The organism is Cupriavidus sp. D39 (assembly GCF_026627925.1).
Lineage (GTDB): Bacteria > Pseudomonadota > Gammaproteobacteria > Burkholderiales > Burkholderiaceae > Cupriavidus > Cupriavidus ulmosensis.
In genome coordinates this window covers 2230001-2248393 of sequence record NZ_JAPNLE010000009.1, presented here as the reverse complement: position 1 = coordinate 2248393, position 18393 = coordinate 2230001, and the positions used below count along the sequence as shown (strand labels likewise).

Below are 18393 nucleotides of genomic sequence, written 5' to 3'. Positions count from 1 at the left end.
GCTTTCGTAGTATTTCGGCGCGGATCACCCCCTGGATCAACCCTTCTTGGCCAGGTGCCTGGCGAGAAACGCCTCCATGGCTTCGTAGAAGTCGAAGGTGTTTTCCTCGTTGTGGAAGCCGTGGCCCTCGTTTTCCTTGAGCAGGTATTCCACATCCACGCCGCGCGAGCGTAGCGCCTGTACGATCTGGTCGCTCTCTGCCTGCTTGACGCGCGGATCGTTGGCGCCTTGCGCCACCAGCAGCGGCGTGCGGATCCTGTCGGCGAAGAACACCGGCGAGGCATCGTGCAGGGCCTGGCGCTCGGCTTCGACGTTGGGGTTGCCGACCATCTCGTACAGCATGTCGAGCATCGGCTTCCAGTACGCGGGAATCGTCTCCAGCAGCGTGAACAGGTTCGATACGCCGACATAGTCGATGGCCGCGGCATAGCGGTCCGGCGTGAAGGCCACGCCTGCCAGCGTCGCATAGCCGCCATAGCTTGCTCCGTAGATCGCGATGCGCCTGGGGTCCACGATGCCTTGCGCGACGAGCCAGTCGACGCCGTCGTCGATATCGTGCTGCATCGTCTTGCCCCACTGCTTGAAGCTCGCCTCCCAGAACGCGCGGCCATAGCCGGTGGAGCCGCGGAAGTTGATCTGCAGCACCGCGTAGCCGCGATTGGCGAGCAGTTGCACCTCGGGGTTGAAGCCCCATACGTCGCGCGTCCACGGGCCGCCGTGCGGGTTGACCACTAGAGGCAGGCCCTGCGGTGCAGGCTCTCCCGCGCTGGCCACCGGCAGCGTCAGGTAGCCGTGGATCTGCAGGCCGTCGCGCGAGGTGAAGCGGATCGGCTGCATGCCGGCCATGTCGGCTTCATCCAGCCAGGGTTGCACCTTGCCGAGCGTGACCAGTTTTTTGTGCCGCTGTCGTACAGGTAGCGCGTGCCGGTGGTCTTGTCGCTCGACGCGGAGACGATCATACGGGTCTCGTCGCGCGTGATGCTGGTGACGTGGTGCTCGTAGCCCGGCAGTTGCCGCTCCAGGTCGGCATGGATCTGCTCGGCGTGGGCGTCGAAGAAATGGCGGTGCGTCTTCCAGTCGGTGTACCAGGCGGCGGTCAGCACGCGGCGACGCCGCGAGTGGGACAGGCCGCCGACATCCACCTCGTCGTGCTCGAAGACCAGGCGGCCTTCCCGGGCCGTCTGCGGATCGAACTCGAAGATCGCCGTCTTGTCGCGGCCGCGATTCGACTGCACGTACAGCTGCTTGTCGTCGAAGGTGAAGAACAGCGGCGAGACCGTCTCGCGGAAGTCGGTGGTCAGGATCGGGCGGAAGGGCTCGTCCTCGGTATCGCGGTAGAGCAGGGTGGTGTTCACGCCGTCGCTGGCGCTTGCCACCCGCAGGCGGCCAGCGTGGTCGGTGCCCCAGCTCATCACGTTGCCGGGGTTCTCCGCGATCTGCACGGACTCGCCCGTGACGACGTCGACGCGCAGCACGTCGAATACCTCCGGGTCGCGCTTGTTGTGCGACAGCAGGATATGGCGGTCATCGTCCTCGAGATCGTCGATGATCTCCGCGCGCACGCCCGGGTACGGGGTGAGGTCGACGGGCTCGCCGCCGTCGATCGGCACCGACAGCACGTGGAAGTTCTCGTCGCCGCCAAAGTCCTTCGCATACAGGATGTGCGCGTTGCCCTTCCAGGTGTGGAAGGGCAGGTCGCGCTCGCTCTCGCGGGTCAGCGGCCGGGCTTCGCCCAGCAGGTTGCCATCGGCGTCGATGGCCTGCACGAAGACGTTCTGGCGGCCTTGGTGCCGGGCGAGGAAGGACAGGTGGCGGCCATCCGGCGAGATCGAGAACTGCGAACGGTCCGGCTTGCGGAACAGCTCGCGCACGCTGTAGTGCTTTACCTTTGCCGGCGCCGTTGCACCGGATGCTGGGTTGTCTTGACGCAATGCTCACTCCTTGGTGTGTTCGGTCCCGGCAAGCAGCGGCAGGGCTCAATCCGTACGCGCGGCTTGCCCGGTTTTGCCTTCGGGGGCGCAGGTGGCTTTGGCTCCTTGTCCTGGGCGGCATCCCGGCGCTCGATTTCTTCGCGCGTGGACGTGGACAGGTCCCAGCTGGCGATAAACAGCGCGGCGATCAGCGGGCCGATGACGAAGCCGCTCAGCCCGAACAGCGCCATGCCGCCCAGCGTGGAGATCAGCACCACCCAGTCGGGCATGCGGGTGTCCTTGCCGACCAGGATGGGGCGCAGCACGTTGTCCACCGCGCCGATCACCACCGCGCAGAAGCCGATCAGGATGGAGCCCTTGCCCACGTCGCCGGTCAGCAGGAAGTAGATCGCCACCGGTCCCCAGATCAGCGCCGCGCCGACCGCCGGCAGCAGCGACAGGAAGCCCATCAGCACGCCCCACAGCAGCGAGCCCTGGATGCCGAGGAACCAGAAGATCAGGCCGCCCAGTGCGCCCTGCACCGCAGCCACGGCGATGTTGCCCTTGACGGTGGCGCGGGCCACGGTGGTGAACTTGCGCAGCAGGTGCTGCTTGTGCGGCTCGCTCAGCGGGATCGCCCGCATGATGAGCTTGGAAATCTGCGGGCCATCGCGCAACAGGAAGAACAGCAGGTACAGCATCACGCCAAAGCTGACCATGAACTGGAACGTGTTCTGCCCGATGCTCAATGCCTGCGTGGCGATGATCTGGCTGGCCTGGGTAGCCCCCGTGGTGAGCTTTTGCTGCAGGTCGCTGATATCGGTCAGCCCGAAGCGGTCCAGCACTCTTGTCACCGACGGCGGCAGGGCGTGCACGGCTTGCTGGAAGTAGGCGCCGAAATTGATCTGGCCGGACTTGATCTGCTGGTAGACGGTGCTGCCTTCCTGGATCAGGGCGCCGGTGACAAAGATCAGCGGCAGCACCACGATCAGCAGGCACAGCGTCAGCGTGGTCAGCGAGGCCAGGTTGCGCCGGCCGCCCATGCGACGGGTCAGCCAGTTGTTGGACGGCGTGAAGATGATGGCCAGGATGGCGCCCCAGAACACGGCGCCGGAGAAAGGCCACAGGACGAAGCAAAAAGCTACCGAGACTACTGCCAGCAGCAGGTAGAACGACTTTTGCTGCATATCCGCTCGTTGGGTCATTGCGCTGTCACCTTGCGTCGAAAAAGCGTTGGAGCGCGCGCCGCCATGGTGGCGTACGGCGGCTCGCCGCGGCGCGTGGCGCTCATTGCCTTCATTGCCGTATGGCAGGCCTCGGTAGGCAAGGCCGGCGCAGGTGGCGGCCATGCATGGCGAAAACGCGGTGCTAACGCACCAGCGGGTCGCGGAACCCGGTGTCGACGGTGTCGGAAGGGGGCTTGCGGGCAGCCTGGACGGAGCTCTTCTGGAAAGTCTCGTAGGCCCAGTAGCCGGCTGCGGCCAGTGCGCCGAACTTGGACAGCTTCCAGGTCCAGCGCAGCACCGGGGTCTTGCGCAGCAACGGCAGCGCCAGGGACACGGCCGTGCTGAGCATTGGGTAGTCCTTGGCCAGTCCGAGCAGCTTGAGCCAGGAGGCGGGCCGGGTCATGCGCGGCAGCCAGGTGCTGAATCGGCCGAGGCGGGTCGCGCTGCCTCGGACGTGATGGAGCGCCTGGGCGCAGTCGTAGCGCTCCAGCGCGGCGCGCGTGATCAGCAGCTCCTTGCGAATGGCAAGGGCAGGCGCACCTCGCGCGAGAAACGCACGGGGCGCTGGTGCGAGCGAGGCGCGTTGGAGGTGGATGCGGTGCCGGCCGCGTGATCGGCCGGCTCGCCTGGTGTGTGCGGTGTGCTCATCGGCGCAGGATCTCCCGGTCTTTATCGATCTCGGCCAGCGTGGCTTCGAACAGGGGCGGGGCATTGCGCACCAGATGGCGGGCAACCGCGAGGCAGATCGCGCAGGCGGCCAGGTAGACCGCCACCAGCACGCCCAGGGCCTGCCAGCGGTAGGTGTCCCAGAACACGATGGCGATCAGTACGGTCAGCGTCACCATGGCCAGGCCAAAGAACACCAGGCCGAAACAGGCCAGCAAGGCCATCTTCATCAGCCGGGAGCGTTCCTCCGCGAGTTCGACACTGGCCAGTTCAAGGCGCGTCTGCACCATCGCCACCAATGATCCTGCCAGGCTGCGCAGGGCATCCATAAACTTGGGGGAAGAGGTGGGGTCGCTCATGCAATTCCGGCGAAGGCGTGCAGCGGCGAAGCGCTGCACCTGCTGCAGACGGGACGCCCCGCCAGCGGTGCTTGACCGCCGGCGGGGCGTTGCCCGGCACCGCGCCGCGACGGGTGGCGGCCCAGGTGCAAGGCGTTTGGGTTCATGCGCGAGGCGGCATGCCTGGCGAATTACTTGCGGTTCAGCAACAGGCCGATCAGCAGGCCAACGCCGGCGGCAACGCCGACAGCGCGCCACGGATGGTCATGGACGTAGTCGTCGGTGGCACGTGCAGCCGCCTTGCTCTTGGTGACCACGGCGTCCTGGAGGTCTTGGGCCTTCTCCTTGGCTTGTTTCAGCAGGCCCATGCCGCGCTCGCGCAGTTCGGCAGCTTTCTCGCCGGTGGTCGAGGCCGCTTGCTTAAGCAGTTCTTCGGCATCGGACAAAACGGTCTTGACATCGCTCATCAGTTTCTCCTGTTTGCGGGCGGTGGTTTCGGATTGTGACATTTTGCCTTCCTCGCACGTTGTCGGGCAGCTTCTCGCCCTCTTTACTAGCATATGCGGGGAATCGCCGTGGTTTCAACACCACGAGTCCGACACAGCGTGTAGGACAGTGACGCAGGACAAAGGTCTTGATACAAAAAGGTGATTTTGTAGTGACTTTATATTCGTTTGGGTTGGATCGCAATCTCACTACACTGGTTCAACCCGAATTTGCCCTTTGAGGACACACTTATGACACTACGTCTTGGCGACATCGCACCCGATTTCGAGCAGGATTCCAGTGAAGGCCCGATTCGCTTTCATCAATGGCTTGGCGAGAGCTGGGGCGTATTGTTTTCACACCCGGCCGATTTCACGCCGGTGTGCACGACCGAACTGGGTTTGACGGCGAAGCTCAAGGGCGATTTTGCCAAACGCAATGTCAAGGTCATCGCGCTGTCGGTCGATCCTGTCGAATCCCATCGCGAGTGGATCAAGGACATCAACGCGACCCAGGGTACCACGGTCAATTTCCCCATCATCGCCGATGGCGACCGCAAGGTTTCCGAGCTGTACGACATGATTCACCCCAATGCCAACCAGACCCTGATGGTTCGCTCGCTGTTTGTGATCGACCCGAAAAACAGGTCCGGCTGATCATCACCTACCCGGCCAGCACCGGGCGCAATTTCAACGAGATCCTGCGGGTGATCGATTCGCTGCAACTCACCGACAACCATAGCGTTGCCACGCCGGGCAACTGGCAGGACGGCGAGGATGTGGTGATTGTGCCCTCGCTGAAGGACGAGGACGTGATAAAGCAGAAATTTCCGAAGGGATACAAGGCCGTTCGGCCCTACCTGCGGCTGACGCCGCAACCCAACAAGTAAGCTGAAAAGCAGAAGGCCGGCCGGAGCGCGTAGCGCCGGGCCGGCGTACCGGTGTTGTACAACGATGGGCTCGCCCGTCGTCTCTCCTTGGTAGTGTGCTTGGCCCGGCTTTGCAGCCGGGCCTTTTTATTTCTAGCGGGAGAGCGGGAGAGCCCGGTCTGCGGACCGCGGCGCTTTAGAAGAACGCCTGGATGCCGGTCTGGGCGCGGCCCAGGATCAGCGCGTGGATGTCATGGGTGCCTTCGTAGGTGTTGACCACTTCGAGGTTGACCACGTGACGGATCACGCCGAACTCGTCCGAGATGCCGTTGCCGCCGAGCATGTCGCGCGCCACGCGGGCGATGTCCAGCGACTTGCCGCAGGAATTGCGCTTCATGATCGACGTGATTTCCACCGCGGCGGTGCCTTCGTCCTTCATGCGCCCCAGGCGCAGGCAACCTTGCAGGCCCAGCGTGATCTCGGTCTGCATGTCGGCCAGCTTCTTCTGGATCAGCTGGTTGGCGGCCAGCGGGCGGCCGAACTGCTTGCGGTCCAGCGTGTACTGGCGGGCGGTATGCCAGCAGAACTCGGCGGCGCCCAGGGCGCCCCAGGCGATGCCGTAGCGGGCCGAGTTCAGGCAGGTGAAGGGACCCTTCAGGCCGGATACGCCCGGCATCAGGTTCTCTTCCGGCACGAACACCTGGTCCATGACGATTTCGCCGGTGATCGAGGTGCGCAGGCCGACCTTGCCGTGGATGGCAGGTGCCGACAGGCCCTTCCAGCCCTTTTCCAGGATGAAGCCGCGGATGGCTTCCTTGCCGTCGTCGCCGACCAGCTTGCCCCACACCACGAACACGTCGGCGATCGGCGAGTTGGTGATCCACATCTTGGCGCCGGACAGCTCATAGCCACCCGCCACCTTCTTGGCGCGCGTGATCATGGAGCCCGGGTCGGAGCCGTGGTTCGGCTCGGTCAGGCCGAAGCAGCCGATCCATTCGCCGGTGGCCAGCTTGGGCAGGTATTTCTGCTTTTGCGCTTCGGTGCCGAATTCGTGGATCGGCACCATCACCAGCGACGACTGCACGCTCATCATCGAGCGATAGCCCGAATCCACCCGCTCCACTTCACGCGCGATCAGGCCGTAGGCCACGTAGTTCAGGCCCGGGCCGCCGTATTCCTCGGGAATGGTCGGGCCCAGCAGGCCGAGCTCGCCCATTTCGCGGAAGATCTCGATGTCGGTCTTCTCATTGCGGAACGATTGCAGCACGCGCGGGGCGAGCTTGTCCTGGCAATAGGCCAGGGCGGCGTCGCGCACCATGCGCTCGTCGGCGCTCAGCTGGTCGTCCAGCAACAGCGGGTCAGCCCAGTGGAATTCGGCGTTGGCAGCCATGTAGGTCTCCTTCGGTAGTGCAGGTCTAGTGCAGGTCGGGATGGGTGGCCTCGCGGGCCAACCCTGAATTCAGCAAGTATCGGCGTATTCCGCGGTCCGCCGAAGTGCTTTCGCGGTTCCGCATTGCGGAACTATGTTCCGATGATGTAGTATATCGCAATGCGCGGTCCGTGCAATAGGGCGCGCCGCGTTCATCTGCCTTCATCCCAACCGCGGAGATCACTTTTGGCCACTGAATCGCAAGCCACGCCTGCGGCGGATGCCGCCAGCGTCACACCGCGCGAAAGCGATCCTAATTTTGTTACCGCGCTGGCGCGCGGCCTTGAACTGCTGCGTTGCTTCCGCACCGGCGAGTCGATGCTGGGCAACCAGGATTTCGTGCGCCGCACGGGTTTTCCCAAAGCCACCGTGAGCCGGCTGGCCGGCACGCTGGTGCAACTGGGCTACCTGCGCTATGACGATAGCCTGGGCAAGTACGCGCTCGATGCCGGCGTGCTGGCGCTGGGCTATTCCTACCTGTCCGCTTCCAATGTGGTGACGCTGGCGCGCCCGCATATGCTGGCGTTCGCCCAGGCTTACGGCGTGTCGGTATCGCTGGGCAAGCGCGAGCGCATGGAGGTGATCTATCTCGAGTCGATCCGCAACGATGCGGGGGTGATGCTGGGGCTGGGAGTGGGGTCGCGGCTCTCGCTGGTGTCGAGTTCGATGGGCCGCGCCTACCTGGCTGCCTTGCCGGCGGCCAAGCGCGAACGCGTGCTGGCGGAATTTGCCCTGGCCTATCCCGAGCAGTGGAAAACCCAGGAGGCGGCCATGCGCGCCACGGTGGCGCAGGCGTCTACCCTGGGCTATGCGGCGTCGTTCCGCGACTGGCACCCGGCCATCCACGCGTGCGCGGTGGCATTCCGTCCGGTGGGGGAAAAGGAGCTGCACATGCTGAGCTGCAGTGCATCCTATGGCTCGGTGGCGGAGGCGGTGTTCCACGACAAGCTCGCGCCGGCCTTGCGCGCGCTGGCGGCACGGCTGTCGGACCCGGCGCTCTGAAGTTGGCGAGGCGGCACCGCCTCGCCAACGCTGTCGCTTACAGATCGGTGCGCAGCTTCCACAGCTCGGGGAACAGCACCACGTCGAGCATCTTGCGCAGGTAGCTGACGCCTTCGGTGCCGCCGGTGCCGCGCTTGAAGCCGATCACGCGTTCCACGGTGGTGACGTGGCGAAAACGCCACTGCCGGAAGGCATCTTCCAGGTCGACGAACTTCTCGCCCAGTTCATACAGTTCCCAGTGCGCCTCGGGCCGGCGATAGACCTCCAGCCAGGCCGCTTCCACCGAGGCGTTCTCGCCGGCCGGCAGGGTCCAGTCCCGCTCGATGCAGGCCGCATCGATGGCAAAGCCGCGCCGCGCCATCAGGCGAATCGCTTCGTCATACAGCGACGGCGTGCGCAGGGCTTCTTCCACCAGCGCCAGGTGCTGCGGCTGGTGCGCATGCGGGCGCAGCATGGCCGCGTTCTTGTTGCCGAGAATGAACTCGATCTCGCGGTACTGGAAGGACTGGAAGCCCGAAGACATCCCCAGGTAGGGCCGCATCGCCGAGTATTCCGGCGGCGTCATCGTGGCCAGCACGCTCCACGCCTGCACCAGCTGCTCCATGATGCGCGAGACCCGCGTGAGCATCTTGAAGGCTGGCGGCAACTGGTCCTGGCGCACGCATTCGCGCGCGGCGCGCAGCTCGTGCAGCGCCAGCTTCATCCACAGCTCGCTGGTCTGATGCTGCACGATGAACAGCATCTCGTTGTGCTCGGGCGAGAGCGGATGCTGCGCGTTGAGAATCTGGTCCAGCGCCAGGTAGTCGCCGTAGCTCATGTCCTTGGCGAAATCCATCTGGGCGTCGTGCCAGCTGGCATCGCCGCCATCGCTGGCGCCCGCGCCCGACATCGGGCATCCCTTGTGGTTGCTCATGGCGTGCTCCTGCTCAGGTCACCAGGCCGCGGGTCTGGTGACGCTCGGCCTTGTAGGTGCCGCTGTCGAGCACGTCGCGCAGGATTTCCACGGCATCCCAGACTTCGGTGAAGCTGGTGTACAGCGGCGTAAAGCCAAAGCGCGCAATGCGTGGCTCGCGGTAGTCGCCGATCACGCCGCGCTCGATCAGGGCCTGCACCACGGCAAAGCCGTCCGGATGGGCAAAGCTCACATGGCTGCCGCGGCGCGCATGGGTGCGCGGGGTCACCAGTTCGAGCGGGTGCGCGGCGCAGCGTGCTTCCACCAGCGCGATAAAGAGGTCTGTCAGCATCAGCGACTTGGCGCGCAGCGTGGCCATGTCGGTCTGGGCGTAGATATCGAGCCCGCATTCGACCATGGCCAGCGAGGCGATGGGCTGGGTGCCGCACAGGAAACGCGCCACGCCTTCACGCGGGCGGTAGCCGGGTTCCATCGCGAACGGCGCGGCATGGCCCCACCAACCCGACAGCGGTTGCCAGAAGGCGTCGCGCAGCAGGGCGCGACCCACAGGAAGGCAGGCGAGCCGGGGCCGCCGTTGAGGTACTTGTAAGTGCAGCCGACCGCGTAGTCCGCGCCCGATGCGTTGAGCGCCACGGGCACGGCGCCGGCCGAGTGGGCCAGGTCCCACACCGTGAGCGCGCCGCGGGCGTGGGCCATCTCGGTCACGCCGGCCATGTCGAGCATCTCGCCGGTCTTGTAGTTGACGTGGGTCAGCATCAACACGGCGGTGTCGGCGTCGACCGCAGCATCGATCTCCTCGGGCGCATTCACCAGGCGCAGCGAGTAGCCTTGCTGCAGCAGGTCGGCCAGCCCCTGTGCGATGTAGAGGTCGGTGGGGAAGTTGCTGGCCTCCGATACGATCACCTTGCGCTTCGGGTCGCGGGTCTGCTGCACGCGCAGCGCTGCCGCCAGCACCTTGAACAGGTTGGCGGAGGTGGTGTCGGTCACCACGACTTCGTCCTCGCCGGCGCCGATCAGCGGCGCCAGCATATTGCCCAAGCGCTGGGGCAGTTCAAACCAGCCGGCCGTGTTCCAGCTGCGGATCAGGCCCGTGCCCCATTCTTCGCTCACCACTTCGGCGGCACGTGCCGCGGCGCTGCGCGGGCGCGCGCCCAGCGAGTTGCCGTCGAGGTAGATCACGCCTTGCGGGAGCGCGAACTGGTCGCGCAGGCGGCGCAGCGGATCTTGCTGGTCGAGGGCGAGGCATTGCTCGCGAGTCAGTGCGGTCATGTGTGAGAGGTTTCCTGGGGGAGGTTGGGCGGTTCGGGTCGTTCAGGTCAGGCTGCGCAGCACCGCGCGCACCGGGCTCGCGTCGAGTCCGGCAAAGCGCAGCGGCAGGGCAATCAGTTCGTAGTCGGCCTCGGCCACGGCGTCGAGCACCAGGCCTTCGAGGATGGCCAGGCGATGCCGGCGCACCATGTTGTGCGCGTCCATGGTCTTGGATTCCTGCGGGTCCAGCGAGGGCGTATCGATGCCGACCAGCATGACGCCGTGCTCGGCGAGCAAGGCGATGGTCTGCGGCGCGACCGCGCAGAAATCCGGGTCCCACGTTGCCAGCGGTGCTTGCCGGTAAGTGCGCAGCAGCACGCGCGGCGGCGTGCCTGCCAGGGCATGTTCAATGTGGCGAGGCTCGACCAGCGGGGCCGCGCCGATGCAATGGATCACCCGGCACGGGCCGAGGTAGGGCGCCAGGTCCACCGCGCCGATGGGCGCGCCGTCGGCGGCGTAGTGCAGCGGCGCATCAGCATGGGCGCCGGTGTGGGGCGACAAGGTGATGCGCCCGACATTGACCGGGCAGTGCGCGTCGATCTGCCAGTTGCGCTCGTGCTGGAACGGCGTATCGCCCGGCCATACCGGCGTGTCGGGCGAGAGCGCGGGGCTGATGTCCCAGAGCTGGCGCGGAGTGTCGGGGGTGGGGCGGTTCGTCATCGGGGGTTGACGCCTGGGGGCGGCGTTCCAAGGCTCATCGGGGAGCAGATGACGGCATGATAGTCAATATTACGGGCAAGAGGCTTGCGAAATGGTCAGTGGATTCACATGGTTTTCGCATAGAATTTCATTTGTGAAGAGAATCATGGAAGAATCTGCGAAATGAACCTCGATCCCATCGATTTGCGCATCCTGACCTGCCTCCAGGAGAACGGGCGCATCAGCAACCAGGACCTGGCCGACCGCGTGGCGCTATCGCCTTCGGCCTGCCTGCGGCGGGTGCGTTTGCTGGAGGAGGACGGGGTGATCGGCGGCTACCGGGCGTGGTTCGACGCCGAGCGGCTTGGCCTGGAGCTGGAGGCGATCGTGCAGGTGTCGATGCGCCCCGAAACCGAGGGCTGGCACGACACCTTCAACGCAGCGGTGCAATCCTGGCCTGAAGTGGTGTCGGCCTACATCATCACCGGCGACAGCAACTACATCCTGACCGTGCAGGCGCGCAACCTGAAGCACTACTCCGATTTCATCGTCAACCGGCTCTACCGCACGCCGGGCGTGATGGATATCCGCTCGAACATCGTGCTGCAGAGGATCAAGACGGATGGCTCGCCGCTGGCGGTCATCAAGGGCGAGCCGCGGGCCTGAGCGCGTTCGGGGCTCAGCGCGGCGAGCGCAGCGCGATCAGGCGGCGCAAGGTGTCCTTGAGCTGGTCGGCCTGCAGCGCGCCGAAGTCGTCCAGCACCTGCTGCTCGTGGGCGGCGGCCTGGTCGAGCAGCGCGCGGGCGCGGGTGCGCCCGCGTGCGGTGATCGACACCAGCGCATGGCGGCGGTCCTGGGCGCCGTTGCGCCGCGTGACGAGGCCGTCGGCGGCCATGCGGTCGATCAGCTTGGTCAGCGTGGGCTGCTTGGTGAGCGTGATATCGGCCAGCGCGCCGATGGTGCAGTCGGGTCGGTCGGCCAGCGTGGCCAGCACGCGCCATTCGGGCACGGAGAACCCGGCCGCCTCGACCTGCCGGTGGAACTCGCCCGACACAAGATGGCTGGCCCGCGCCAGCAGGTAGGGCAGGTAGCCGTCTACAAAAGCGTCTGAGGCCACCGGAGCGGGTTTGGGTGAATCCGTCATGGCTGCTGCGTGCCCGGACGTCAGTCCGTCAGCGGATCGGTGGTGGCAAAGCGGCCGTCGTGGAACACCAGCGGGTTGCCCGCATCGTCGTGCACGCCGCAGCGCTCCACCTCGCCCACGAAGATGACGTGGTCGCCCTCGTCGTAGCGGCTGCGGTTGTGGCATTCGAACCAGGCCAGCGCGTTGGCCAGGATCGGCAGGCCGTTCTCGGACAGGCGGTAGTCGACGCCGGCGAAGCGGTCGCCCTTGAGCGTGGCGAAGCGCTGGCACAGGTCCAGTTGCGAGGCCGACAGCACATTGATGATGTAGTGCGAGCCGTCGCGGAACATCGGCAGGCTGTTGGCGCGCGTGGCCATGCTCCACAGCACCAGCGGCGGATCGAGCGATACCGAGTTGAACGAGCTGGCGGTAATGCCCACGAACGGCGCGCCCGGCGGCGAGCCGAGGCCCGCGCGGGTGGTGATCACTGTCACGCCGGTGGCGAACTGGGACAGCGTGCGCCGGAAGTGCAGCGTATCGAAATCGGGAGAAGCGGCCTTGCCGATGATGCTTGGCTTGGCCTCAGGCATGCCCATAGCGCGGGCTCCACTGGGATCCATGAAATTTCATATATTATTTGCGCCAGCGACAAGAATCACAAGCACAAAGCTAATGCGTCCGGCGGGAGGCATCGGTGGGCTGGCGCACCAAGGCCACCTCCCCGGGACCCTGCCAGGACCGCGGCAGATCGCACCAGGAGGAGACCTATGCTCATCGAGCAAATCGAGCACCGCTGGCTGGCGGCTTTTCGGCGCACCCTTGAACTGTGCGCCCTGTCCGCCCAGGAAGTGGTTGGGATTGTAACGGAGTCCCAATCCCGACGCGTCAATGTGGAGTTGGCGGAACTGGCGGTGCAAGCGCTGGGCGCCACGCCCGTGCGCATCCGGGTGCCGTCCCCGGCGCTTGCTGCGCCCGCGCCCGTGCGTTCCACCGGCGCCAGCGATGCCTTGCAGCAACTCGCCCCGGTAGTGGCCGCCTTGCAGCGCTGCCACCTGGTGATCGATTGCACCGTGGAGGGCCTGCTGCATGCGCCCGAACTCCCGCTGATCCTCAAAGGCGCCGACGGCATCGTGCCGCGCCTGCTGATGGTCAGCAACGAACATCCCGAAATCCTCGAGCGCTGCCTGCCCGATCCCGCGCTGGAGGGCACCGTGCGCGCGGCCATGAAGCGGCTGCGCGGCGCGCGCGAGATGCGCGTGCATTCGGCCGCCGGCACCGAGCTGCGCGTCGGGCTCGCAAGCGCACGCGTCGGCGGCGTCTGGGGCTACTGCAACAAGCCGGGCCAGGTCGCCCACTGGCCGGGCGGCCTGTGCCTGGCCTTCCCCGCCGGCGGTCAGGTCAACGGCACGCTGGTGCTCGCACCGGGAGACGTCAACCTGACCTTCAAGACCTACCTGCGCGACACCATCGTGTGCCATATCGAGGACGACTACATGGTCGGGATCGAAGGGCAGGGCATGGACGCGGACATGATGCGCGGCTACTACGCAGCGTGGGCCGACCGCGAAGGCACGCGCGACGCCTACGCGGTCTCGCATGTAGGCTGGGGCATGAACCCGCAGGCGCGCTGGGATGCCATGGCCTTCTACGACAAGCGCGACAGCAATGGCACGGAGCTGCGCGCCTTTGCCGGCAACTTCCTCTATTCCACCGGCGCCAACGAGGTAGCCGGCCGCCACACGCTGGGCCACTTCGACCTGCCGCTGCGCAACTGCACGATCATGCTCGACGGCGTGAGCGAGGTGGACGCGGGCCGGCTCGCCGGCCCGGCCACGCCCGACGTGGCCCAGACAAACAACAAGGCTAGCGCATGAACGAAAACATGAACCCTGGCATGACCCAGACCCATGCCAATGGCATGTCCACCATCGCACGGGGCACCGGCCCCGTGGCAGTGGTGATGCTGCATGGCATCGGCGGCGGCAAGGCCGCGTGGCCGGCGCAGCTCGATGCGCTGGCGCAGGCGGGCTATCGCGCGGTGGCCTGGGACATGCCCGGCTACGGCGACAGCGCCATGATCGAGCCGTACGATTTCGCCGGGCTGGCGCAAGCCTTGCGGCCGGTGCTGCAGGCCGAGCGCGACGCCGGCCGGCGTGTCGTGTTGCTAGGCCACAGCATGGGCGGCATGGTCGCGCAGGAAGCCTACGCTGCCATGCCGGGACTGATCGACGGCATGGTGCTGTCCGGCACGTCGCCTGCATTCGGCAAGACCGATGGCCAGTGGCAGCGCGATTTCGTCGCCGCGCGCACGGCGCCGCTCGATGCCGGCAAGACCATGGCGCAGATGGCGGGCGGGTTGGTGCGCGCCATGGTCGCGCCGCAGGCCGAGGCCCGACGCGGTGGCGTTCGCCGCCAGCGTGATGGCGGCCGTGCCACCCGGCACCTATCGCGCCGCCCTGCAGGCGCTGGTGCGTTTCGACCGGCGCGAAGTGCTGGCGCGCATCACGGTGCCGGTGCTGGCGCTGGCCGGCGAGCACGACGCCAACGCGGCGCCCGCCGTGATGGAGCGCATGGCGCAGAAGATCGCCGGCGCCGAGTACCTGTGCCAGCCCGCGGTGGGCCACCTGGCTTGCATGGAGCGCCCGGCGGATTTCAATGCCGCCGTGCTCGGCTTCCTGGGGCGGCATTTCCCGCTGCACTGAATCCACAAAAACATCGAGGCATCGCCACGCGTGTGGCCGATGCCCGGGAGACACCAACATGCCACTGGATTTCATCCCCGCCGTCGGCAGCGCCGATTTCACCGAGGCGCAAGAGCGCCTGCTGACGCTCGCCAACCGGCTCGGCCGCGAGCGCTTTGCCCCGCGCGCGGCACAGTGGGACCGCGAGGCCAGCTTCCCCTTTGCCAACTACGATGATCTGCGCGAGGCCGGCCTGCTGGCCTTGTGCGTGCCGCGCGAGTTCGGCGGCGAGGGCGCTGACTTCGCCACGTACTGCATGGTGGGCGCGGAGATCGGCCGCTTCTGCGGCGCCACCGCGCTGACCTACAACATGCATATCTGCTCCACCATGTGGACCGGCATGCTGTCCGACGGCATCGCCATGACGCCTGAGCAGCGCGCCGAGCACGAGGCCCGGCGCGAACTGCATTTCGCGCGCGTGGTCAGGGACGGCGCGATCTACGCCCAGCCCTTCTCGGAGGGCTCGGCCGCCGCCGCCGGGCGCGCGCCGTTCGGCACCAGCGCACGCAAGGTGGAAGGCGGCTGGGTGCTCAACGGCCGCAAGATCTTTGCCTCGCTGTCGGGCGCGGCGGATTACTACGGGATCCTCTGCACGGAGGAGTGCGCGGACCATTCGCCCGATATGCGCGACACGCTCTACATCGCGGTGCCGGGCAATGCAGACGGCCTCACCGTGACCGGGGAGTGGGATCCGATGGGCATGCGTGGCACGGTGTCGCGCACGCTGCTGCTCAAGGATGTGTTCGTCGCCGACCAGGAGCAGCTGATGCCACGCGGCGTGTACTACAAGGCCGCACAGACCTGGCCGGCGATGTTCTTCACGCTCTCGCCGACCTATCTCGGCGTGGCGCAGGCCGCGTACGACTTCACCGTGCAGTACCTGCGCGGCGAAGTGCCGGGCCAGCCACCGGTGAAGCGCCGCATGTATCCCACCAAGCAGATCGCGGTGGCGCAGATGCGCATCCAGCTGGAGAACATGCGCTCGATCTTCTGGCGCGTGATTCATGAAGCCTGCGCCAGTCCGTCCAAGGATGCGCGCATGCGCCTGTACGCCGCGCACTACAGCGTGATGGAAGGCGCCAACGATATCGCCCGGCTGGCGATCCGCACCTGCGGCGGGCAGTCGATGCTCAAGGACCTGCCGCTGGAGCGGCTCTATCGCGATTCGCGCTGCGGCGCGCTGATGCTGCCCTGGACCGCCGAGCTGATCCTGGACCGCATGGGCCGCGAGACCCTTTACGAGTCGGGCGAGCGCGACGAATGAGCGAGCGCGCCAACCGGCTGTTCACCGGCACGCCGGAGCCGGGCGCGCTGCTGCGCACGCTGCATGCGCATGCCGGCGCCGAACCGCTGCGCCCGGCGCTGCATAGCCTCGGCTACACCATCGGCTACGGCAAGCTGTGGCGCCGCGTGGAACGCGTCTGCGCGCATCTGGCCGGCACCTGGGGCGTGCAGCCGGGTGACCGCGTGGCCACGCTGTGCCTGAACCACGATCTGCAGATCGCCATGCTGTTTGCGTGCGCAAGGCTCGGGGCCATCTTCGTGCCGCTGAACTTTCGGCTGGCGGTGCCGGAGCTGAGCGCCATTGCCGCGCATGCAGGCATTCGCGTGCTGTTCCACGATGCGCCGCATGCGCAGGCCGCGGCGGCGGTGGCAGCCGCCTTGCCGGAGCCCGCCGCGCAGGCGCCGATCGATAGCCTGATCGACCGGCCGGCGCCGCTGGACACGCCCCTGCCGCGGCCATCGCAGCCGCCCGACGAGGCGCCGCTGCTGCTGGTCTACACCTCTGGCTCCACCGGCCATCCCAAGGGCGCGCTGCATACGCAGGCCGGCTTGCTGGCCAACGCGCGCGCGAGCTGGTGGGCACATGGCATGACGCGGGACGACCATATCCTGTCCGTGCTGCCGTTGTTCCATGTGGGCGGCCTGTGCATCCAGACGCTGCCGGCATTGCTGGCCGGGGCGCAGGTGACGCTGCACCAGCGCTTCGCTCCGCAGGGCTGGCTTGACGCATGCGCGCAGACGCGGGCCACCTTGTCGCTGATGGTGCCGGCCACGCTGCGCGCCGTGCTCGAGCATCCCAGCTGGCCAAGCGCGGATCTCACTTCGCTGCGCGGCGTGATGGCTGGCTCCTCGCCCATTCCCCGCGCGTACATCGATGCCTTCCACGCGCGCGGCATTCCGCTGGGGCAAGTCTACGGCGCCACCGAGACCGGCCCGGTATCGGTCGTGCTGCGCCTGGACCAGGCCATGGCGCGGCCTGGCTATGCCGGCTGGCCCCAGCCGGAGGTGCAAGTACGCCTGGCCGATGCGCAAGGCTTGGAGGTGGCCGATGGCGAAGTGGGAGAGCTCTGGCTCGCGGGCGCCAACCTGATGCGGGGCTACTGGCGGCAGCCGGACCATGCGGATTTCCGCGATGGCTGGTTCCGCTCGGGTGACCTTGCGCATCGCAATGCCGATGGCTGCATCGAGGTGGTTGGCCGCAGCAAGGACATGATCATCTCGGGCGGGGAGAACATCTATCCGGCCGAGATCGAGAACGCGCTGCTGGGCCTGCCCGGTGTGCTGGAATGCGCGGTGGTGGGGCTGCCAGACGCGCGCTGGGGCGAGGTGCCGGTTGCCGTCGTGGTCCCTGCCTCTGGCGCGGATCGTGCCGCGTTTGCGCCGGAGGCGCTGCGTGAAACGCTGGCGCTGTCGATTGCGCGGTTCAAGCTGCCGCAGCGGGTTGTGCTGGTGGATAGCCTGCCCAAAAGCGCGCTTGGCAAGGTGCTCAAGCCCCAGTTGCGGGCGATGGTGGCGGCGTCGTTGAGCTAGCGTGCGGCCGGCCATCTCCCTGCGCGGCATCCTGCCGGCCCTGCAGAGCCTCGGCCAGGAACGCCACGAACGCGCCCACCTTCCGTTGCAGGTGCCGGTGGCTGGCATAGAGCGCGTAGATGCTCCGGCCGGCCAGCGCATGCTCCGGCAGTACCCTGACCAGCTCGCCACGCGCAAGCAACGGCAGCGCGATAAACGAGGGCAGCGCGCCGATGCCCAGCCCGGCCAGCAGCATATCGCTGAGCAGCAGGCTGTTGTTGGCCGAGAAGCGCGCCGGTACCTCGATGCTGGTGGTGCCTTGCGGCCCCTCCAGGTGCCAGCTGCCGGGATAGTCGGCCAGCTGGTAGGCCAGGCAGTCGTGGCCGCGCAGGTCCTCGACGGTGCGCGGCGTGCCGCGCGCCGCCAGGTAGGCGGGGGCGGCGCAGATGGTTTGCTCTACCTCACCCAGCCGCCGTGCGATGAGGGACGAGTCCGTCAATGCCGAGCGGATGCGCAGCGAGACGTCGAAGCCCTCCGACACCACGTCCAGCAAACGGTCGTCCAGGGTCAGCTCCACCTGCACCTGCGGGTAGCGCGCCATGAAGCTCACCAGCAAGGGCGAAAGCACCTTTAGCCCGAACGACAGCGGCGCGTTCACGCGCAGGCGGCCGCTGATCTCGTCCGTGCCGGCGGTTGTTGCGCGTTCCAGCGCATCCAGCTCGTCGAGCAGGCGGCAGCATTCGGCGAAGTAGGTGCGGCCGGTTTCCGACAGGCGCATGCGGCGCGTGGTGCGCTGGATCAGCAGCGCGCCCAGGCGTGCCTCCAGCTGGCGCACTTGCTTGCTGACCGCGGCGGTCGACTGCCCGAGATCGGCTGCGGCCTGGCTGAAGCTATCGCGTTCCACCACGCGCCGGAAGGTGCGCATCGCCGCGAGCAGATCCATATATTTTC

14 protein-coding genes and 5 pseudogenes are annotated in these 18393 nt (G+C 66.8%); 7 read left to right on the top strand and 12 right to left on the bottom strand.

The features are described from left to right. Positions 1 to 36 precede the first annotated feature (36 nt). The 5 genes and pseudogenes from OMK73_RS39330 to OMK73_RS22410 all read right to left on the bottom strand — a co-directional run bounded on the left by OMK73_RS39330 (position 37) and on the right by OMK73_RS22410 (position 4649). Positions 37 to 1931, bottom strand: a pseudogene (locus tag OMK73_RS39330) (S9 family peptidase). Next, complete coding sequence (locus OMK73_RS22425) at positions 1883 to 3115, bottom strand: AI-2E family transporter (protein WP_267603987.1); 1233 nt, start codon at positions 3113 to 3115, stop codon at positions 1883 to 1885. The pseudogene OMK73_RS39330 and the gene OMK73_RS22425 overlap by 49 nt, the downstream one beginning before the upstream one ends. A gap of 163 nt (positions 3116 to 3278) precedes the next feature. Beyond that, positions 3279 to 3784, bottom strand: a pseudogene (locus tag OMK73_RS22420) (DUF3318 domain-containing protein). Continuing rightward, positions 3781 to 4161, bottom strand: a complete 381-nt coding sequence (locus OMK73_RS22415; RefSeq protein ID WP_267603986.1) for a phage holin family protein — start codon at positions 4159 to 4161, stop codon at positions 3781 to 3783. Before OMK73_RS22415 ends, OMK73_RS22420 begins: the two are co-directional and overlap by 4 nt. 170 nt (positions 4162 to 4331) lie before the next feature. Then, positions 4332 to 4649, bottom strand: coding sequence for a DUF883 family protein (locus OMK73_RS22410; RefSeq protein WP_324291756.1), 318 nt, complete (start codon positions 4647 to 4649; stop codon positions 4332 to 4334). 228 nt (positions 4650 to 4877) lie between these two features. Between OMK73_RS22410 and OMK73_RS22405 the strand changes: the two are divergent. Then, a pseudogene (locus tag OMK73_RS22405) lies at positions 4878 to 5515 on the top strand (peroxiredoxin). 175 nt (positions 5516 to 5690) lie between these two features. Here OMK73_RS22405 and OMK73_RS22400 read toward each other — a convergent pair. After that, on the bottom strand, positions 5691 to 6884 hold the full coding sequence (locus tag OMK73_RS22400; RefSeq protein ID WP_267603985.1) for an acyl-CoA dehydrogenase: 1194 nt from the start codon (positions 6882 to 6884) through the stop codon (positions 5691 to 5693). A gap of 225 nt (positions 6885 to 7109) precedes the next feature. On the opposite strand from OMK73_RS22400, the gene OMK73_RS22395 reads away from it, so the two are divergent. Further along, complete coding sequence (locus OMK73_RS22395) at positions 7110 to 7925, top strand: IclR family transcriptional regulator (RefSeq protein ID WP_267603984.1); 816 nt, start codon at positions 7110 to 7112, stop codon at positions 7923 to 7925. Positions 7926 to 7962: 37 nt separating this feature from the next. On the opposite strand, the gene kynA is transcribed toward OMK73_RS22395, so the two are convergent. The 3 genes and pseudogenes from kynA to kynB form a co-directional block, all read right to left on the bottom strand. Next, the gene (gene kynA / locus OMK73_RS22390) at positions 7963 to 8838 is read right to left on the bottom strand and encodes a tryptophan 2,3-dioxygenase (protein WP_267603983.1); all 876 of its coding nucleotides are present in this window, start codon (positions 8836 to 8838) and stop codon (positions 7963 to 7965) included. 13 nt (positions 8839 to 8851) lie between these two features. Beyond that, positions 8852 to 10107, bottom strand: a pseudogene (gene kynU / locus OMK73_RS22385) (kynureninase). A gap of 42 nt (positions 10108 to 10149) precedes the next feature. Next, entirely contained in the window at positions 10150 to 10806 is a 657-nt protein-coding gene (gene kynB, locus OMK73_RS22380) for an arylformamidase (protein WP_267603982.1), read from the bottom strand. Positions 10807 to 10968: 162 nt separating this feature from the next. On the opposite strand from kynB, the gene OMK73_RS22375 reads away from it, so the two are divergent. Next, positions 10969 to 11451 (top strand): Lrp/AsnC family transcriptional regulator, encoded by a 483-nt coding sequence (locus tag OMK73_RS22375; protein WP_267603981.1) that lies wholly within the window; start codon positions 10969 to 10971, stop codon positions 11449 to 11451. A gap of 13 nt (positions 11452 to 11464) precedes the next feature. Here OMK73_RS22375 and OMK73_RS22370 read toward each other — a convergent pair whose 3' ends face one another. Beyond that, positions 11465 to 11929 carry a MarR family winged helix-turn-helix transcriptional regulator gene (locus tag OMK73_RS22370; protein WP_267603980.1) on the bottom strand — a complete coding sequence of 155 codons (465 nt, stop codon included), beginning with the start codon at positions 11927 to 11929 and terminating at the stop codon, positions 11465 to 11467. A 20-nt stretch (positions 11930 to 11949) separates the two neighbouring features. Beyond that, positions 11950 to 12504, bottom strand: coding sequence for a flavin reductase family protein (locus OMK73_RS22365; RefSeq protein ID WP_267603979.1), 555 nt, complete (start codon positions 12502 to 12504; stop codon positions 11950 to 11952). A 171-nt stretch (positions 12505 to 12675) separates the two neighbouring features. On the opposite strand from OMK73_RS22365, the gene OMK73_RS22360 reads away from it, so the two are divergent. From OMK73_RS22360 to OMK73_RS22345, 4 genes and pseudogenes are all read left to right on the top strand, one after another. Then, positions 12676 to 13782 carry a peptidase M29 gene (locus OMK73_RS22360; RefSeq protein WP_267603978.1) on the top strand — a complete coding sequence of 369 codons (1107 nt, stop codon included), beginning with the start codon at positions 12676 to 12678 and terminating at the stop codon, positions 13780 to 13782. Beyond that, positions 13779 to 14610: pseudogene (locus tag OMK73_RS22355) on the top strand (alpha/beta fold hydrolase). Before OMK73_RS22360 ends, OMK73_RS22355 begins: the two are co-directional and overlap by 4 nt. 58 nt (positions 14611 to 14668) lie before the next feature. Continuing rightward, positions 14669 to 15913 (top strand): acyl-CoA dehydrogenase family protein, encoded by a 1245-nt coding sequence (locus OMK73_RS22350; protein WP_267603977.1) that lies wholly within the window; start codon positions 14669 to 14671, stop codon positions 15911 to 15913. Beyond that, the gene (locus OMK73_RS22345; protein ID WP_267603976.1) at positions 15910 to 17463 is read left to right on the top strand and encodes a class I adenylate-forming enzyme family protein; all 1554 of its coding nucleotides are present in this window, start codon (positions 15910 to 15912) and stop codon (positions 17461 to 17463) included. The genes OMK73_RS22350 and OMK73_RS22345 overlap by 4 nt, the downstream gene beginning before the upstream one ends. Here the strand turns inward: OMK73_RS22345 and OMK73_RS22340 are convergent. After that, entirely contained in the window at positions 17420 to 18385 is a 966-nt protein-coding gene (locus tag OMK73_RS22340) for a LysR family transcriptional regulator (protein ID WP_267603975.1), read from the bottom strand. The two genes, OMK73_RS22345 and OMK73_RS22340, sit on opposite strands and share 44 nt — an antisense overlap. Positions 18386 to 18393 lie beyond the last annotated feature (8 nt).

What these genes read in the sequence shown, in the direction of transcription:
- OMK73_RS22410 (WP_324291756.1), bottom strand. Translation starts at nt 4,649, where the DNA reads ATGTCACAATCCGAAACCACCGCCCGCAAACAGGAGAAACTGATGAGC.
- kynA (WP_267603983.1), bottom strand. Translation starts at nt 8,838, where the DNA reads ATGAGCAACCACAAGGGATGCCCGATGTCGGGCGCGGGCGCCAGCGAT.
- OMK73_RS22340 (WP_267603975.1), bottom strand. Translation starts at nt 18,385, where the DNA reads ATGGATCTGCTCGCGGCGATGCGCACCTTCCGGCGCGTGGTGGAACGC.
- OMK73_RS22400 (WP_267603985.1), bottom strand. Translation starts at nt 6,884, where the DNA reads ATGGCTGCCAACGCCGAATTCCACTGGGCTGACCCGCTGTTGCTGGAC.
- OMK73_RS22360 (WP_267603978.1), top strand. Translation starts at nt 12,676, where the DNA reads ATGCTCATCGAGCAAATCGAGCACCGCTGGCTGGCGGCTTTTCGGCGC.
- OMK73_RS22365 (WP_267603979.1), bottom strand. Translation starts at nt 12,504, where the DNA reads ATGGGCATGCCTGAGGCCAAGCCAAGCATCATCGGCAAGGCCGCTTCT.
- OMK73_RS22415 (WP_267603986.1), bottom strand. Translation starts at nt 4,161, where the DNA reads ATGAGCGACCCCACCTCTTCCCCCAAGTTTATGGATGCCCTGCGCAGC.
- OMK73_RS22425 (WP_267603987.1), bottom strand. Translation starts at nt 3,115, where the DNA reads ATGACCCAACGAGCGGATATGCAGCAAAAGTCGTTCTACCTGCTGCTG.
- kynB (WP_267603982.1), bottom strand. Translation starts at nt 10,806, where the DNA reads ATGACGAACCGCCCCACCCCCGACACTCCGCGCCAGCTCTGGGACATC.
- OMK73_RS22370 (WP_267603980.1), bottom strand. Translation starts at nt 11,929, where the DNA reads ATGACGGATTCACCCAAACCCGCTCCGGTGGCCTCAGACGCTTTTGTA.
- OMK73_RS22350 (WP_267603977.1), top strand. Translation starts at nt 14,669, where the DNA reads ATGCCACTGGATTTCATCCCCGCCGTCGGCAGCGCCGATTTCACCGAG.
- OMK73_RS22345 (WP_267603976.1), top strand. Translation starts at nt 15,910, where the DNA reads ATGAGCGAGCGCGCCAACCGGCTGTTCACCGGCACGCCGGAGCCGGGC.
- OMK73_RS22375 (WP_267603981.1), top strand. Translation starts at nt 10,969, where the DNA reads ATGAACCTCGATCCCATCGATTTGCGCATCCTGACCTGCCTCCAGGAG.